13 protein-coding genes are annotated in these 15,620 nt (G+C 61.0%); 5 read left to right on the top strand and 8 right to left on the bottom strand.

What is annotated here, in order from left to right:
• Positions 1 to 22: 22 nt before the first annotated feature.
• Together RAE21_RS14770 and RAE21_RS14765 are read left to right on the top strand one after the other, a co-directional pair.
• The gene (locus RAE21_RS14770) at positions 23 to 616 is read left to right on the top strand and encodes a phosphoheptose isomerase (RefSeq protein WP_313874342.1); all 594 of its coding nucleotides are present in this window, start codon (positions 23 to 25) and stop codon (positions 614 to 616) included.
• A 2-nt stretch (positions 617 to 618) separates the two neighbouring features.
• The gene (locus tag RAE21_RS14765) at positions 619 to 1,245 is read left to right on the top strand and encodes a BON domain-containing protein (RefSeq protein ID WP_313882017.1); all 627 of its coding nucleotides are present in this window, start codon (positions 619 to 621) and stop codon (positions 1,243 to 1,245) included.
• Positions 1,246 to 1,309: 64 nt separating this feature from the next.
• On the opposite strand, the gene RAE21_RS14760 is transcribed toward RAE21_RS14765, so the two are convergent.
• Genes RAE21_RS14760 through RAE21_RS14750 form a run of 3 tightly spaced genes read right to left on the bottom strand, consistent with a single transcriptional unit; the run spans position 1,310 to position 4,487 of the window.
• Positions 1,310 to 2,236 (bottom strand): NAD(P)-dependent oxidoreductase, encoded by a 927-nt coding sequence (locus tag RAE21_RS14760; protein WP_313882016.1) that lies wholly within the window; start codon positions 2,234 to 2,236, stop codon positions 1,310 to 1,312.
• Positions 2,237 to 2,286: 50 nt separating this feature from the next.
• Positions 2,287 to 3,423, bottom strand: a complete 1,137-nt coding sequence (locus RAE21_RS14755) for a PilT/PilU family type 4a pilus ATPase (RefSeq protein WP_313882015.1) — start codon at positions 3,421 to 3,423, stop codon at positions 2,287 to 2,289.
• A gap of 20 nt (positions 3,424 to 3,443) precedes the next feature.
• Positions 3,444 to 4,487: a type IV pilus twitching motility protein PilT gene (locus RAE21_RS14750; protein WP_313874338.1), complete on the bottom strand. Its 1,044-nt coding sequence runs from the start codon at positions 4,485 to 4,487 to the stop codon at positions 3,444 to 3,446.
• Between the two features lie 46 nt (positions 4,488 to 4,533).
• On the opposite strand from RAE21_RS14750, the gene RAE21_RS14745 reads away from it, so the two are divergent.
• Positions 4,534 to 5,232 (top strand): YggS family pyridoxal phosphate-dependent enzyme, encoded by a 699-nt coding sequence (locus RAE21_RS14745; protein ID WP_313882014.1) that lies wholly within the window; start codon positions 4,534 to 4,536, stop codon positions 5,230 to 5,232.
• Here the strand turns inward: RAE21_RS14745 and RAE21_RS14740 are convergent.
• Genes RAE21_RS14740 through RAE21_RS14730 form a run of 3 tightly spaced genes read right to left on the bottom strand, consistent with a single transcriptional unit; the run spans position 5,229 to position 8,843 of the window.
• A complete protein-coding gene (locus RAE21_RS14740; protein ID WP_313882013.1) occupies positions 5,229 to 6,356 on the bottom strand; it encodes an ABC transporter substrate-binding protein in 1,128 nt (375 codons plus the stop codon). The two genes, RAE21_RS14745 and RAE21_RS14740, sit on opposite strands and share 4 nt — an antisense overlap.
• A gap of 42 nt (positions 6,357 to 6,398) precedes the next feature.
• Positions 6,399 to 6,869, bottom strand: coding sequence for an Lrp/AsnC ligand binding domain-containing protein (locus tag RAE21_RS14735; RefSeq protein ID WP_313874335.1), 471 nt, complete (start codon positions 6,867 to 6,869; stop codon positions 6,399 to 6,401).
• Between the two features lie 9 nt (positions 6,870 to 6,878).
• Positions 6,879 to 8,843, bottom strand: a complete 1,965-nt coding sequence (locus tag RAE21_RS14730) for a methyl-accepting chemotaxis protein (RefSeq protein ID WP_313882012.1) — start codon at positions 8,841 to 8,843, stop codon at positions 6,879 to 6,881.
• Positions 8,844 to 8,990: 147 nt separating this feature from the next.
• Here RAE21_RS14730 and RAE21_RS14725 point away from each other — a divergent pair, with 147 nt between their 5' ends.
• Together RAE21_RS14725 and RAE21_RS14720 are read left to right on the top strand one after the other, a co-directional pair.
• On the top strand, positions 8,991 to 10,118 hold the full coding sequence (locus tag RAE21_RS14725) for an OmpA family protein (RefSeq protein WP_313882011.1): 1,128 nt from the start codon (positions 8,991 to 8,993) through the stop codon (positions 10,116 to 10,118).
• A 157-nt stretch (positions 10,119 to 10,275) separates the two neighbouring features.
• Positions 10,276 to 13,356, top strand: a complete 3,081-nt coding sequence (locus RAE21_RS14720; RefSeq protein WP_313882010.1) for an L-glutamate gamma-semialdehyde dehydrogenase — start codon at positions 10,276 to 10,278, stop codon at positions 13,354 to 13,356.
• 85 nt (positions 13,357 to 13,441) lie between these two features.
• Here the strand turns inward: RAE21_RS14720 and RAE21_RS14715 are convergent, their stop codons facing one another.
• On the bottom strand, positions 13,442 to 15,187 hold the full coding sequence (locus tag RAE21_RS14715; protein WP_313882009.1) for an ATP-binding response regulator: 1,746 nt from the start codon (positions 15,185 to 15,187) through the stop codon (positions 13,442 to 13,444).
• Entirely contained in the window at positions 15,184 to 15,588 is a 405-nt protein-coding gene (locus tag RAE21_RS14710; RefSeq protein WP_313882008.1) for a response regulator, read from the bottom strand. The genes RAE21_RS14715 and RAE21_RS14710 overlap by 4 nt, the downstream gene beginning before the upstream one ends.
• Positions 15,589 to 15,620: the final 32 nt, after the last annotated feature.

The following is a 15,620-nucleotide window of genomic DNA, read 5'->3' as shown; positions in this document are numbered from 1 at the left end:
GCTGCGCGGTATCATGCCGCCCATGCTGGAACAACGTATACAACAACACTTTATCGACAGTGCGGACCTCAAATACCAGGCTGCCCAGACACTGAGCAAACCGATTGCGGATGCGGTGCAAGCCATGCTGGCGTGTGTGACCAGTGGCGGCAAAGTATTGGCTTGCGGTAACGGGGGCTCCGCGGCGGATGCCCAGCACTTCGCGGCAGAGTTTGTCGGCCGGTTCGAGCGCGAGCGGCCGGAACTGGGCGCGATTGCGCTCACCACCGACAGTTCCATCATGACGGCGATCGCTAACGACTATGACTTCAATGTCATTTTTTCGCGCCAGGTACGCGCCCTAGGTGCTCCCGGTGACGTGTTGTTGGCCATCTCGACCAGCGGCAACTCTGCCAATGTGCTGGCTGCGATCGAAGCCGCCCATGAGCGTGAAATGGTGGTGGTCGGGCTGACCGGAAAATCCGGCGGCAAGATGGCCCAGCTGCTGCGCGATACCGATGTCCATATCTGCGTGCCGCACGACCGGACGGCCCGTATTCAAGAAGTCCACATCCTCACACTACATTGCATCTGTGATGCGGTGGATGCCCAATTACTCGGTGAACAGGAACCTTAAACATGAAACAACTTCTTCAACGCCTGACCCTCGGCACCTTGGTGGCCGTCAGCCTGAGCGGCTGCTTTCCTTTGGTAGTGGGTGGCGCCTTTGTCGGTACCGGTTTGGTGGCGACCGATCGCCGCACCTCCGGCAGCTTGGTGGAAGACGAGGGCATTGAGCTCCGCGCTGCCAGCCGCATTCGCGAGAACTTGGGCGAGCGGGTGCACGTGAACGTGACCAGCTACAACCGCCAAGTTTTGCTGACCGGTGAAGTGCCGAACCTGCAGGACAAGCAGCTGATCGAAAAAATTGTGGCCGGCGTGGACAACGTGCGCAACATCGTCAACGAGCTTGAGGTGATGGGCAACACCACCCTGACCCAGCGCTCCTCGGACACCCTGGTGACCGGCCGTGCCAAGGCCGCTTTGGTGGACGCCAAAGATTTGTTTGCCAGCGCCTTCAAGTTGACCACTGAGCGCGGTACGGTCTATGTGATGGGCCGTGTGACGGCGCGTGAAGCCAAGCGCGCAACCGACATCATCAGTGGCGTCAGCGGCGTCGGGCGTGTGGTGCGGATTCTGGAAATCATTTCCGAAGAAGAGCTAGCCCGTACCTTGCCGCAGCCGGCTGAGCCCGCCAAGAAATAAGCGGTTCGCTCTGTCCAGTAAAAAGGCCTGCAACTGCAGGCCTTTTTTTTATGGGGGCGGCGCCTTACTTGAGGCGCTTGATCAGGCTGCTGGTATCCCAGCGGTTGCCACCCATGACTTGCACATCGGCATAAAACTGGTCGACCAGCGCGGTCACCGGCAAGCGTGCGCCATTGCGCTTGGCCTCGTCCAGTACCAGGCCCAGGTCTTTGCGCATCCAGTCCACGGCGAAACCAAACTCAAATTGGTCCGCGACCATGGTTTTGCCCCGGTTGTCGAGTTGCCAGCTCTGGGCGGCCCCTTTGCCGATGACGTCCAGCACCTGGTTCATGTCCAGCCCCGCGCGCTGGCCAAAGGCCACTGCTTCGGACAGGCCCTGCACCAAGCCGGCAATACAAATCTGGTTCACCATTTTGGCCAGCTGGCCGGAGCCGCTCTCGCCCAGCAAGGTGAATGCGCGGGAAAACGCCATGGCCGCTGGCTTGACCGCCTCAAACGCAGTGGCATCGCCCCCGCACATCACGGTCAACATGCCATTCTGTGCGCCGGCTTGGCCGCCGGACACGGGCGCATCGATGAATTGCAGTCCACGCGCCACCGCTGCAACGCTCAGCTCCCGGGCGATGTCCGCCGAGGCGGTGGTGTGGTCTACAAAAATCGCCCCGGGCTTCATGCCGGCAAAGGCGCCGTCGGTACCCAGCGTTACGCTGCGCAAATCCGCATCGTTACCCACACAGCAAAACACGATGTCCGCTGCCAGCACTGCCTCACGGGGCGTCGGTGCATGGGAATGTGTGCCCAATTGGCTGCTAGCGCTCTTGAATTCATCGCACCATGCTATTGATTTGCTAGCAGTGCGGTTGTAGACCGTGACCTGGTGGCCGGCGCGCGCCAAGTGGCCCGCCATGGGGTAGCCCATGACACCCAGGCCCAGAAAGGCGACAGAGTAAGCGGGCGAGGGTTCGTAGGTTTTGTCGTTGATATTGGGCATGGATATGAGGGTTCAGTGGAACGGATGGGCCATTTTGCGCCGGGCCACATTCACAGGATGGCGAAGTTTTCAGTGCCCGCAGAGAGGTCGGTCGACTTGCCGCGTTGGCTGTTGAGTTTGATCTGCAGGCGCAGGTCGTTGAGCGAGTCGGCATTGCGCAGCGCATCCTCGTAAGTGATGGCGTTGCTCTCATACAAGTCAAACAGCGCTTGGTCGAAGGTTTGCATGCCGGCTTGGCGGCTCTTTTTCATGATCTCTTTGATTTCGGAGACCTCGCCCTTGAAAATCAGGTCCGAGATCAGCGGCGAATTGATCAGCACCTCGACCGCAGCAATGCGGCCTTTGCCATCTTGCTTGGGAATCAGGCGTTGCGATACCAGCGAGCGCAGGTTCAGCGACAGATCCATCAGCAGCTGGCTGCGCCGCTCTTCGGGGAAGAAGTTGATCACCCGGTCCAGCGCCTGGTTAGCGCTGTTGGCGTGCAAGGTAGCCAGGCACAAGTGACCGGTCTCCGAAAACGCAATCGCGTGCTCCATGGTTTCGCGGTCGCGGATTTCGCCCATCAGGATCACATCCGGCGCCTGGCGCAGGGTGTTTTTCAAGGCGGCCTCCCAGCTGTCGGTGTCCAGCCCGACTTCGCGCTGGGTCACCACACAGTTTTTGTGGGCGTGCACAAACTCCACCGGGTCTTCGATGGTGATGATGTGGCCGTGGGAGTTTTCATTGCGCCAATCGACCATGGCCGCCAGCGTCGTCGACTTGCCGGAGCCCGTGGCTCCCACCAGAATGCACAAGCCGCGCTTGGCCTGCACGATGTCTTTGAGCACCTGCGGAACACCCAGCCCGTCAATCGTGGGCAGCACCTGCGGAATCACCCGCAGCACCATGCCCACTTTGCCTTGCTGAATAAACGCATTCACCCGGAATCGGCCGATGGCAGCCGGCGCAATCGCGAAATTGCTCTCCTTGGTGCGCTCGAATTCGGCGATCTGCTTGTCGTTCATGATGGAGCGCGCCAGCGCCATGGTGTGCGCTGCGTTCAGTGGCTGCGGCGACACCTTGGTGACCTTGCCGTCCACCTTGATAGCGGGCGGAAACTCTGCGGTGATGAACAAGTCGCTGCCATTGCGGCTGACCATCAGCTTGAGCAGGTCGTTGATAAATTTCGTGGCTTGATCGCGTTCCATGAGAACACCTACCTTTCTGTCTAGCCTGGGAAGTTCTCAGGAATCTTGGCTTTGCTGCGTGCTTCGGCAGCGCTGATGACATTGCGCTTAACTAGCTCGGTGAGGTTCTGGTCCAGGGTCTGCATACCCACGCTGTTGCCGGTCTGGATGGCGGAATACATCTGAGCCACCTTGGCCTCGCGGATCAGGTTGCGGATCGCGCTGGTGCCCAGCATGATTTCGTGGGCGGCGACGCGGCCCTGGCCGTCTTTGGTTTTGCACAGCGTTTGCGAAATCACCGCCTGCAGCGACTCGGACAACATGGCGCGCACCATTTCTTTTTCTTCGGCCGGGAACACGTCAATGATCCGGTCAATGGTTTTGGCAGCGCTCGAGGTGTGCAAGGTGCCGAACACCAAGTGTCCGGTTTCTGCGGCGGTCATGGCCAGGCGGATGGTTTCCAGGTCGCGCATTTCGCCCACCAGAATCGCGTCCGGGTCCTCCCGCAGCGCAGACTTCAGGGCGGCCGCAAAGCTCAAGGTGTGAGGGCCGACTTCGCGCTGGTTGACCAGGCACTTTTTGGATTCGTGCACGAATTCGATCGGGTCTTCCACCGTCAGGATGTGGCCGAACTCGGTTTCGTTCAAGAAGTTCACCATCGCTGCCAATGTGGTGGATTTGCCGGAGCCGGTGGGGCCGGTCACCAGCACCAAGCCGCGGGGCTTCAGGGCCAGGTCGGCAAAGATGCGGGGGGCGTTGAGCTGCTCCAGCGACAGTATCTTGCTCGGAATTGTCCGGAACACGGCGCCTGCACCGCGGTTGTGGTTGAAGGCGTTGACGCGGAAGCGGGCCAGACCATCGATCTCAAACGAGAAGTCGATCTCCAGAAACTCCTCGTACATCTTGCGCTGGGTGTCGTTCATGATGTCGTACACCATGGCGTGGACCTGCTTGTGGTCCAGGGGTTCGACGTTAATCCGGCGCACATCGCCGTGCACCCGGATCATCGGCGGCAGGCCTGCCGAGAGGTGCAAGTCCGACGCTTTGTTTTTGACGCTAAATGCGAGCAGCTGGGTAATGTCCACGGAGTCCTCTCTAGGCGAATGGCAGGTTTGTTACGCTCGAGAGATTATGACGATGATTGCCACTAATCTCCACGCTGTTACAGACCGTATCGCGCAGGCTTGCGCACGTGCCGGACGGGCCACGGGCAGCGTGCAATTGCTGGCCGTTTCCAAGACCTTCGGGCCTGACGCGGTGCAGCAGGCTTTTGATGCCGGGCAGCGCGCCTTCGGCGAAAACTACATCCAGGAAGCGGTCGACAAGATCACAGCGCTTGCGGCTTTACCGATTGAGTGGCACTGTATCGGCCCCATCCAGAGCAACAAGACCCGCCTGGTGGCGGAACACTTTCAATGGGTGCACACCGTGGACCGGCTCAAAATCGCCCAGCGCCTGAGCGATCAACGCCCCGCCCATTTGCCGCCCCTGCAGGTCTGTATTCAGGTGAATGTGGATGGTGGGCCGACCAAGTCCGGCGTGCTCCCGGCGGAGGCCGCGGCGCTGGCGCTGGCGGTCCGGGCGCTGCCGCGTCTGCAGCTGCGGGGCATCATGTGCATCCCGGAGCCTGCTCCTGATTTTGTAGCTGCGCGCGCAGTATTTATGAGCGCTAAGGCCATATTTGATGCCATCGTGCAGCATGGCGTGCCGCTGGACACGCTTTCCATGGGCATGAGTGGTGATCTCGATGCTGCCATTGCCGGCGGCAGCACCATGGTGCGGGTGGGCAGCGCCATTTTTGGCGCCCGCCACTACCCCGGTGTTGCTTAAACCCGGACCTTGCCGTCGCCAGTGAGCATGGACATTTCGACGAAGGTCGAGGCCACGTGATCCGCCTTGGAGAAGTTCACATTGAACCCACCCATTGACATGTTGTTGATGCTCTCCAGCGCAGTCATCAGGCCATCGGCGCCACCTTTGCCACCACTGCGGCGTAGCCCCTCCGCCAGCACTTTGGCGGCGATATAGCCTTCCATGCTGGAGTAGTTGCTTTGCACCGCGCCATTGGATCGGCGCACTGCGTCGGCAAATTCCCGGGAGATGGCTTTGCCGCCGCTGTAAGGCGACGGCACCACCTGGGACACCACCACACCGGCTCCGAATTTGCCCAGCTCGTCGGCCAGCGCTTGGGTGCCCACGAAGGACACGTTGTAAAACCCGCCGCCGTACCCCGCCTTGCGGGCGGCACGGATATAGGCTGCGCAAGAGGTGTAAGCGCTGATCTGGACCACAGCCTCAGGGCTGGCTGCGTTGATGGTCTCGACCGCTTTGGCCACGTCGACCGAGTTGCGCTCAACCGTTGCAATGGCGACCGGCTTGAGGTTGTGTTTGGCCAAGGCCAATTGCACCCCATCGAGGCCCGCTTTGCCGTAGGCGTCGTTTTGGTACATGACCGCGACTTTGGTGAGGCCCACATTGCGCAGTTGGTTCACGATGAGCGCGGTTTCGTCGTTGTACGACGCGCGCACGTGAAATGCGTAGCGGTTGAAGGGGTTGCGCAAGGCCATGGCACCGGTGAAGGGTGCGATGAACGGAACCTTGGCTTTGGTGGCCAGTGGCAGTGCGACCGCGCTGGTTGGGGTGCCCACGTAGGCGAACAAGGCGCTGACATCCTCTTCGAGCAGCTTGCGGGTGTTCTCTTCGCAACGGGCGGGCTCGTAGGCGTCATCGAGTTTGCGAATTTCCACCGAGCGCCCGCCGATGCCACCTTGGGCATTGAGCTGGTCGAAAAAGAGTTTGGCGCCGGCGTGCAGCTGGATACCCAACTGCGCGGCCGGGCCGCTGAAGGCGGCGGACTGCCCGATGATGATTTTCTCGGACTGTGCGTGGACAGCCGGAAAACCTGCCAGGGCGCTGGCCCCGGCCGCTAAAGAAAATTGGCGACGATTGATCATCGCCCCATTTTCCTTGAAAGCAGCCGGTTTGGGTGTCGCCTGTTACAGCTTGAGCTGATTTGTGTTTTTGACCTCTTCCATGACCGCGTAGGTCCGGGTCTCGCGCACGCCGGGCAATTGCCACAGGACCGTGCCTGCAAAGTGGCGGTAGGCGGCCATATCGGCCATGCGGGTCTTGAGCAGGTAGTCAAACCCGCCGGCCACCATGTGGCACTCCATGATCTCGCCATGCACTTGCACCGCGGCCTTGAAGGCCTCGAACACATTGGGCGTGGTGCGGTCGAGCAGCACCTCCACAAACACCATCATGCCGGCCCCAAGTTTGAGCGGGTTCAGGCGTGCCTCGTAGCCGAGGATGTAACCCTCTTTGCTGAGTTTTTGGACCCGGGCCAGCACGGCGGTGGGGGAGAGCCCCACCGTCTCTGCCAGCTTCAGGTTCGCAATGCGCCCGTCGGCTTGCAGGCAGCTCAGGATGCGCAGGTCTATGCGGTCGAGTTCGATGTGTTCGTTCACACCGTGAGCTTACTTCAGCTTGAAGAAGGACACCTCTTGTGCCAACCGGGCCGCCTGGTCGGACAGCGCGGTCGCAGCCGCCGCGGTTTCTTCGACCAGTGCTGCGTTTTGCTGGGTGTTTTGGTCCAGATCGTGCACTGCAGCACCGACCTGGTTCACCCCCAGCGACTGCTCCCGGGTGGCATTGGCGATTTCGGTCATCAGGGTGTCAATACGGCCGGCGTTGCCCAAGATGTCTTCAATCGTTTTGCCCGCTTCGCCCACCACTTGGGTGCCGCGTTCCACTTGCTCGATGCTGGCGGAAATCAGGCGCTTGATCTCTTTGGCCGCCTCGGCGCTGCGGCCAGCCAGCGAGCGCACTTCAGAAGCCACCACCGCAAAGCCGCGGCCTTGCTCGCCGGCGCGGGCGGCTTCTACCGCGGCGTTCAGGGCCAGGATGTTGGTCTGGAAGGCGATGCCGTCAATCACGCTGATGATGTCGGCAATCTTGGCGGACGACGCATTGATGCCCTGCATGGTGCTCACCACCTGCGAGATCACTTCGCCGCCCCGCTTGGCGGACTCGGCGTTCGAGCGCACGATGCCGGCAGCCCCTGCCACCGTGTCCGAGGTGCGCTGCACGGTTTCAGAAATCTGGGTCATGGTGGCTGCGGTTTGTTCCAGCGCGGCAGCGCTGGCCTCGGTGCGCCGGGACAGGTCTTGCGAGGCAGCGGCAATCTCTTCGCTAGCAGTATTGACGTTGCCCGAGCTGTCCAAGGTGTTGCGCACGATCACGCGCAGGCTGGCCTCCATGTCGCGCAGGGTGATCATCAGGTGGGCCGCTTCGTCCTTTCCCCACGGGGTGGGCGCGGTCACCAGATTGCCTTTGGTGATTTGCTCCAAGTGGCCGGTGACTTCGCGCAGGCCACCCATCATCACCTTGTAGAAAGCCAGCAGCATGTAGAAGGCCACGGCCACGAAAAGTGCGGCAACGTCGAGTCGAGTCCAAAAGCTCATATTCAAATCTGCGACCCGCTCGCCTAGGCGCACTTCGAGTTGGGTCAGCATTTTTTCGTTGAGCTTGCGCTCGGCCTCCAGCGACGCGTTGCCCAGCTTGAGGTAGGCATCGGCATCACCCTCCACCTTGTCGCCGATGACTTGCTTTTTGGTGGCTTCTTGAAACGCGTCGTATGCGTCGTCCACAGCCTTCATGCCATATTGGGCGTCGGCCTGGGGCGTGCCGCCGGTGCTGCGGATGTAGGCGTTTTCCACAATGTTGTCGACGAAGCGCAGGATGCCGAAGTCTTCGTTGGCGCGCTCGGAGATGAAGTCATTTTTACCGCCCGCCTTGATGGCGGACCAGCCCAGCACCGACAGCTCGGAAACGTTTTCCATCTGCTGCGGCCCGTAAAGCACCGAGTACACCATCAGGTAGTAGGTTTCCAGCTGCGGGTCCAGAGCCAGCTCAGAAGAGTCGGCCACGTGTTCCCCCAGCTTGATGAGGGCGTCGATGTATTCGTTGTGGGCTTCGAAGGTCTCTCGCTCGTCTTTGCCTTTCGGGTTGGCCAAGAGGGCCTGGTGCAGTTTCTCGACTTTGCCCAAACCTTCTGCAGTGTCCAGGTCTTTGCCCAATGTCTTGTCGACGGCCAGCAACTTGCCGAAGGCCTGGGTGACTGCCGTTTGGTTGGCGCTAAGGTCTGGTGATTGGGTGATGGCGCTCAGCCGTCGGAGTTGGGCCTGGCGGATCAGTTCGTGCAAGGGTTTGACGTAAGTGACCCCTTGTAATTCGTGCTCGGTGGTGGCTATTTGTGTGCGGGTGTTGTTCCAAACATCAACCATCAGCAGCACGATGGGAATCAGGAACATCACCGCGATCCATGCCGACTTGGCCGGGAAACTCAGGCTGCGGAATAGGCGGACTCCCGGGGACAGCCATCCGTGGTATCGAAAGAAAGAACCAAATCCGGCATCGCCGACCAACGTTGCTTCGCTCACCAAATCCCCTTCATAAAGTGGGTTAATTTAGGCCGATCATAGGCCAGCGCTACGAATTGAAACCAATTTGTTGCGGGTGCTGTAGCCTCATTCATACAGCCTGCCTACACTCGGTACCCATCAAAAAACAAATGGGAGGAATAAGCAGTGCTTTTCATTAAAGAGTCATGGCGCCGTGGCGCTTTTGCAGTGGCGGTGGTCCTAGGGCTGACAGCCCTGCCGGTTGTGGCGAGTGCGGAGCAAGGGGCCGACCACCCCGAAGTTGCCCGCTTTCCCGGCGCCCGCATCAACAACTACGACTACAAGGAATACGAGGAATTCCAGCTCATCCTCGCCAAACCCCAGCGCGCCCCGGGCGGAGCGTTTACTGCGGCCAAGTTGATGCCTTTGGAAGGCAAAGTTACCTATATCCACTATGAAATGCCCAAGTCGGTCTCGCCGCTGCAGGTGTTTCGCAACTACCAGTCGTCCCTGCGCCGTAGCGGCTTTAGCGATCTGTTCACCTGTGATCGCCCCTGCACTACGGAGAACCTCAGCAATTTCCAAGGCTTGATGAAGGCGCGTCAGCTCTATCTGAACTACAGCACCGACAACCAGTACCTGGCAGCCCAGCGCAACAACACCTATGTGTCGCTCTGGGTGAACGATGGCGGGGCATTCTTGTTTGTAGTGGAGAAGGAAAAGCTGGACGACGGCCTGATGGCCGTGACCGGCGAGAGCCCGATTGCCAAAGCGCTGGGCGCAGAAGGCAAGGTGGATTTGTATGGCTTTCAGTTCGACACCGGCAAAGCGGTGCTGCGCGATGGTTCCAAACCCACCTTGCAAGAGCTGGGCAAGGTGCTGCAAGACAACCCGGGCCTGAATGTGGAGGTAGTGGGCCACACCGACGATGTGGGCGGTGCGGACGGCAACCAGCGCCTGTCAGAGGCGCGCGCTGCGGCGGTGGCAGAGGCGCTTAGCCGCAGTTACGGCATTGCCGCGCCGCGCCTCAAAACCCGTGGCATGGGCCAAACAGTGCCGCTGGCCGCCAATACCACTGAGGCCGGCCGCGCTCAGAACCGCCGGGTCGAGATCATTGCGCAGTTGCCTGCAACCCCCGTGGCGGCCCCTGCCACCCGCCCGGCGCCTGCCGCGCCAGCGCAAACTGCCAACACGACTGCCCCGCAACCAGCACCGGCCCCCGCGCAGGAAGCGCCTAAAACCCGCAATCTGATGGACGACGCCAATAAGGCGATGGAAGCGGCCGGCAAGCTCAAGAGCCTGTTCGGACTCTGATTCTTCTGCCCTCTAGTGAAAAACCGGTCTGCGGGCCGGCTTTTTGCATGGTTGGTAGATAAATTCACTATTTATACAAATAAATAAAGATAAAAACTCAGGCTAATCTTCTGAAAAATAGCGACAAATCATTTCGTTGCCTTGTGCAGGAGTCGCTATGTCCCAGTCCGCCCGTTCCACCGCATTCACCCCAGTCCCGCCCCGTTTGCCCACGCCCTATCGCGCGGAAGATCACATCGTCTCTCACCGTTTGCAGGTGTTGGAAGGCGCGCTCGACTGGGCCCATGCTGCCCGCTCCGCGGAGCCTTGGGTGCAAGCGGTGCGCGAGAACCCGCCGCCCTTCTGGGCGATGGAAAGCCTGCTCAAGGAATACCCCATCTCCAGCGCCGAGGGCTTGGCCCTGATGCGCTTGGCCGAGGCTTTGCTGCGCGTGCCCGATGCCGAAACCGCGATTGCGCTCACCACCGACCAACTGGGCCGTGCTGACTTTGAGGCTAGCGGCGACAAAGTGCTCTCCCGCCTGTCCAGCACCGCCATTGCCCTGTCCAAGCACTTTTTGCCGGATGCCCAGAATGAGCCCGGCATGATGGCCAAGCTCGGCGCCCGCACCGTGGTGGCAGCCACCCTGCGCGCAGTGCAGCTGCTGGGCCGCCAGTTTGTGCTCGGCCAAACCATGCCGGAGGCGATGAAAGAGGCCGATGTGTCTCGCAAAAAGGCCAATGTCCGCTTCAGCTACGACATGCTGGGCGAAGGCGCCCGCACCGACAAGGATGCGCTACGCTACCTCAAGAGTTATGCAGATGCTATTGAATTCATAGCTGCTCGCGCTAACAAGACGGGCGCCCTGGCCGAAAACGATGGTATTTCCATCAAGCTTAGCGCCCTGTACCCGCGTTATGAAGACGCGCACCGCCAAGCAGTCTTGGACGAGCTGGTGCCCCGCGTCTGGACGCTGTGCGAAGCCGCCGCCGCCGCCAATATCAACCTCACCATCGACGCCGAAGAGGTGGACCGCCTGGAGCTGTCGCTCGAAGTGCTGGAAGCCCTGTTGGTGCAAGTGGCCGCGCACTGCCCGCAGTGGGCCGGACTGGGGCTGGCCATGCAGGCCTACCAGACCCGTGCGCTGGAGCTGATCGAGCACGTCACCGCGCTGGCCCGCAAATACAAAATCAAGCTGATGTGCCGCCTTGTCAAAGGCGCGTACTGGGATGCCGAGGTCAAGCGCGCCCAGGAGCTGGGCCTGCCGCACTACCCCGTGTTCACCCACAAGCACCACACCGATGTGTCCTACCTGGCCTGTGCCCGTGCGTTGCTCGCGGTGCCGGACGCCATTTACCCCCAGTTCGCCGGCCACAACGCCGGCACCATCGCCGCCATCCTTCAAATGGGCGCAAAAACAGGTGCGCCCTTTGAGCTGCAGCGCCTGCACGGCATGGGCGAGGGCATTTTTCGCGAGGTGCTCAAAAACCCGCTGGTCGCCTGCCGCGTCTACGCCCCGGTGGGCGCGCACAAAGATCTGCTGGCTTACCTGGTGCGCCGTTTGCTCGAGAACGGCGCCAATTCCAGCTTTGTGCACCAGCTCGCCGACGAATCGGTGGGTATGGGCGAGCTGCTGATTTCACCTTTGCGCCTGGAGCCGCACCCCAGTCTGCCCCTGCCGGCCGACCTGTTCGGCAAGCACCCCGGCAGCCGCGCCAACAGCACCGGCCTGGACCTGACCGTGGCAGCCATGCGCGACCCGCTGCTGTCCGCGTTGCAGACCGCGCCCGTGCCGGTGGTGCCGGAGTTTGATGTCAAAAACATCCCTGGCGCTTATGCAGCATGCGCAAGCAGCTATCAAAAGTGGAGCAAAGTGCCGGTGGAAGAGCGCGCAGCAGCGTTGCGCCGTGCGGCCGATGCACTGCAAACCGCTATGCCGCAGTTCTGCGCGCTCTTGGTGAAAGAAGCCTTCAAAACCTGGGGCGACGCGGTCAGCGAAGTGCGCGAGGCGGTGGACTTCTTGCGCTACTACGCCGACGAGGCGCAGCGCATCATGCAGCCCATTGCTTGTCCCCAGGTGCATGGCGGAACCCATGCGCCCTCCGCATCCTTGGCCAATGCCCAAGCGGGCTACCAATACGGCGTGACCGGCGAGACCAACACCTTGCGCCTGACTGCGCGCGGCGTGTGGGTGTGCATCAGCCCGTGGAACTTTCCGCTGGCCATCTTCATGGGTCAGGTCGCTGCCGCACTGGCGACTGGCAACACCGTGCTGGCCAAGCCGGCTGAGCAAACGCCCGGAGTGGCAAAAGCCGCCGTGGATTTGATGGTCGCAGCCGGCGTGCCGGCGGATGCGCTGCAGCTCTTGCACGGCGCCGGCGAAACCGTTGGCGCCGCACTTGTCGCCCAGCCCGGCGTGGCCGGTGTGGTGTTCACCGGTTCCACCCAGGTGGCCAAAATCATCCAGCGCGCGCTGGCTGCCAAAGACGGCCCCATCGTGCCGCTGATTGCCGAAACCGGTGGAATCAACGCCATGCTGGTCGACAGCAGCGCGCTGCCCGAACAGGTGGTGGATGCGGTGGTGATGAGCGCCTTCCGCTCCGCCGGCCAGCGCTGCTCCGCGCTGCGCCTGCTGGTGGTGCACAGCGCGATTGCCGATGGCGTGATCGAGATGCTGCAAGGTGCAGCCAAGGAGCTGCAGGTGGGTAACCCGGCCGACCTGACCACCGACCTAGGCCCGGTGATTGACCGCGAAGCGTTTGACAACATTCAGCGCCATATCACTCGCCTGAAAAATGAATCAAAAGTGCTTCTAGCGCCCACAGATTCCTCGCAAGTCGCTACTAAATCAATAGCAAACCTGATTGCGCCCCATGCGTTTGAGGTAGCGAGCATTGCCCAGGTAAAGGCCGAAATTTTCGGCCCGGTGCTGCAAGTGGTGCGCTGGGACGGTAACCCGGAAGACGTGATCGCCCAGATCAACGCGCTGGGTTACGGCCTGACGCTGGGCATCCAGACCCGCATCGACAGCCGTGCGCAGGCACTGGCTGCTGCCGCACACGTGGGCAACATCTATATCAACCGCAACATGATCGGCGCGGTAGTGGGCGTGCAGCCATTTGGCGGTGAAGGGTTGAGTGGCACCGGCCCCAAAGCCGGTGGCCCACACTACTTGTATCGCTTCTGCGCCGAGCAAACCGTGACGGTGAACACCACCGCCGCGGGAGGCAATGCCGCTTTGTTGGCAGGCATGCACTGATAGGTACCGTCCGTTCCCGCGTCTGTAACCACAGCAGGCGTGGGACGGCGGAGTGCCACGAAGCGCCGCCCCCGACGCGCTTCTATCAAGCGGTAGGCGCTGTCACGCTCCGGCGCAGCAAGCTCCGCAGCTTGGCGGGCTGAATGGGTTTCTTCAAGAGCGTAAGGCCGGCGCGGTGGGCTTGGTATTTCACATCTTCTTCCAGGTCGCCGGTGATCAGGCAGGCCGGGATGTCGGATTGCGCGGCGTCTCGCAATTCCAGAATCGCTTCGATGCCGGTCAGGTTGTCGCGCAAACGGTAGTCGCTGATGATGAAATCGGGCCAATTGCCGTTTGCAGCGGCGTCCAGCGCTTCCAGGCCGCTTTCAAACCAGGTGACGTCGCAGCCCCACGATTGCAGCAGGCCCTGCAGCGCCTCCCCACCCATTTGGTTGTCTTCAATCAGCCAGATGGCCGTGCCATGGACATCATGGGCCACGGTTTGCTGAGCGACCGGTGGCTGCTCGGTCACAGCCGGACGCAAGGTCGTGCTGTTCGCGGTGACAGAAAAACGGCTGCCGCAACCCAAATTGGAGCGCAAGTTCAGCGTGTGGCCCAGCAGCCGGCACGCGCGGTCCACCATGCTCAGCCCCAGACCCAGGCCTTTGGCGCGATCCCGCTCGGGGTTCTCGACCTGGAAAAACTCTTCAAATACCGTGGTGTGCAAGCTCCGGTCGATACCGATGCCGCTGTCCCACACCTGGATACAGGCTTGCTGACCGCCGCCAGCGGGCCGGCAGCTGACCAGCACGGTTCCGCAGGGGGTGTATTCGATCGCATTGGCGATCAAATTCAGCAACACCCGCTGCAAAAGCACCGGGTCGCTGATGATCCAGGTCGACGTGGGGCGTATCCGCAGGCGCAGGCCTTTGCTGTTGGCAGTTTCTGAGAACAGCACCCGCATTTGGTTGAATATTGCATTCACATTGACCGGGCACAGGGGGCTATCGGTGGAGTTGGCCTCCAAGCGTGAGTAGTCAAACAGCACATCCAGCAGCTCTTGCAAGGCCTGTGCAGAGGCTTCGACGCCCTGCACCAGATCGGGGTAGCTCTCTGCGGCTTGCGTGCCATCTACACGACGGTTGTGCATTTGGCTCAAGCGGGCCACAAACATCCCCAGCGCATGCGCCGGTTGTCGCAAGTCGTGGCTTGCCGCTGCCAAAAAGCGGGACTTGGCCACATAGGCCGCTTCCACCCGGTCGTTGGCCAGACGCAGTTCCCGGTTGTGAGTTTCCGACTGTTGCAGCGCCCGGTTCTTGGTGCTCTCAAAAATCTGGGTCAGCAAAAACAGCAGCAGTACAAAGCCAAACAGGCTGCAGCTGAAAAATATGTGGGTGAGCTCGGTGTTGTAGTTGCGCGGCACCGGGATGCCGATCAGCGGCAGCAAGCCGAACACAGACACCGCCCCGAGCGTCATCAGGAGCCAAAACACCGTCCTGCTGGTGAATCCAAACAGCAAGGTGGCCGCGATCGGGGCGAGTGCTACCCACACGATCACCGGAGATTGCACCCCGCCCGTTTGTTGAATCACGGCACAGACGGCCAGAAAACAAATTGTGGTTTGGGTGGTGGCCAAGCGGTTGTAGGCGCTGTGGCTATCGATGCTGCCGAGCCGCAGCTGGTTGAGCATCAGCAATAAGCCGTTGCCCAACATGATCCACACGCCCGTGAAAAACCCCATCAGCCAGTTGAACCCGGCATAAAGGCAACAAGCGAGTGCAACTGCGGAGCCGAAATAGCTCAGCAGCTGGACCCGCTCCGGGTCTAGCATCGGGGTTTGCGTTTGGCTCACGCGGGGTCGGAACCTATGAAGTCTGGCACATGGGGTTTGCCATCCAGTACCTGGCGCACCGCTTCACGAATGGCGCGCAGTCCGCTGGATTTGGGGCAATAACCGTTGGCGCCCGCTTGAATGGCTGCATGGTAGTCGGCCGGGTTTTCAGAACCAGCGACCACCAGCACGGGCAAGGCCGTTTGCATCTGGCGAATCTGGCGGATGGTCGGTAGGCCGCCCAATGGCTGCATTTCCAGATCGATCAGCACCGCTTTGATGCGCGGATACCGCTCTAACAGTTCCAGCCCGTGGGCCCCGTCAGTAGCCTCGAGCACCTCAACCCCGGGTTGGAGTTGCCGCAACGCCGCGACCAAGCCTTGGCGCACGATCGGATGATCATCTATGACGAGCAGTTGCATTCGTAGAGTGTAGTCTCTTGTTTTTAGCCTGA

Origin of the sequence: Rhodoferax potami (assembly GCF_032193765.1) — a bacterium.
Lineage (GTDB): Bacteria > Pseudomonadota > Gammaproteobacteria > Burkholderiales > Burkholderiaceae_C > Allorhodoferax > Allorhodoferax potami.
Note: the sequence above shows the minus strand (reverse complement) of the source record. Positions and strands in the feature narration are given on the sequence as shown.

What these genes read in the sequence shown, in the direction of transcription:
- RAE21_RS14770 (WP_313874342.1), top strand. Translation starts at nt 23, where the DNA reads ATGCTGGAACAACGTATACAACAACACTTTATCGACAGTGCGGACCTC.
- RAE21_RS14765 (WP_313882017.1), top strand. Translation starts at nt 619, where the DNA reads ATGAAACAACTTCTTCAACGCCTGACCCTCGGCACCTTGGTGGCCGTC.
- RAE21_RS14760 (WP_313882016.1), bottom strand. Translation starts at nt 2,236, where the DNA reads ATGCCCAATATCAACGACAAAACCTACGAACCCTCGCCCGCTTACTCT.
- RAE21_RS14755 (WP_313882015.1), bottom strand. Translation starts at nt 3,423, where the DNA reads ATGGAACGCGATCAAGCCACGAAATTTATCAACGACCTGCTCAAGCTG.
- RAE21_RS14745 (WP_313882014.1), top strand. Translation starts at nt 4,534, where the DNA reads ATGACGATGATTGCCACTAATCTCCACGCTGTTACAGACCGTATCGCG.
- RAE21_RS14740 (WP_313882013.1), bottom strand. Translation starts at nt 6,356, where the DNA reads ATGATCAATCGTCGCCAATTTTCTTTAGCGGCCGGGGCCAGCGCCCTG.
- RAE21_RS14720 (WP_313882010.1), top strand. Translation starts at nt 10,276, where the DNA reads ATGTCCCAGTCCGCCCGTTCCACCGCATTCACCCCAGTCCCGCCCCGT.
- RAE21_RS14710 (WP_313882008.1), bottom strand. Translation starts at nt 15,588, where the DNA reads ATGCAACTGCTCGTCATAGATGATCATCCGATCGTGCGCCAAGGCTTG.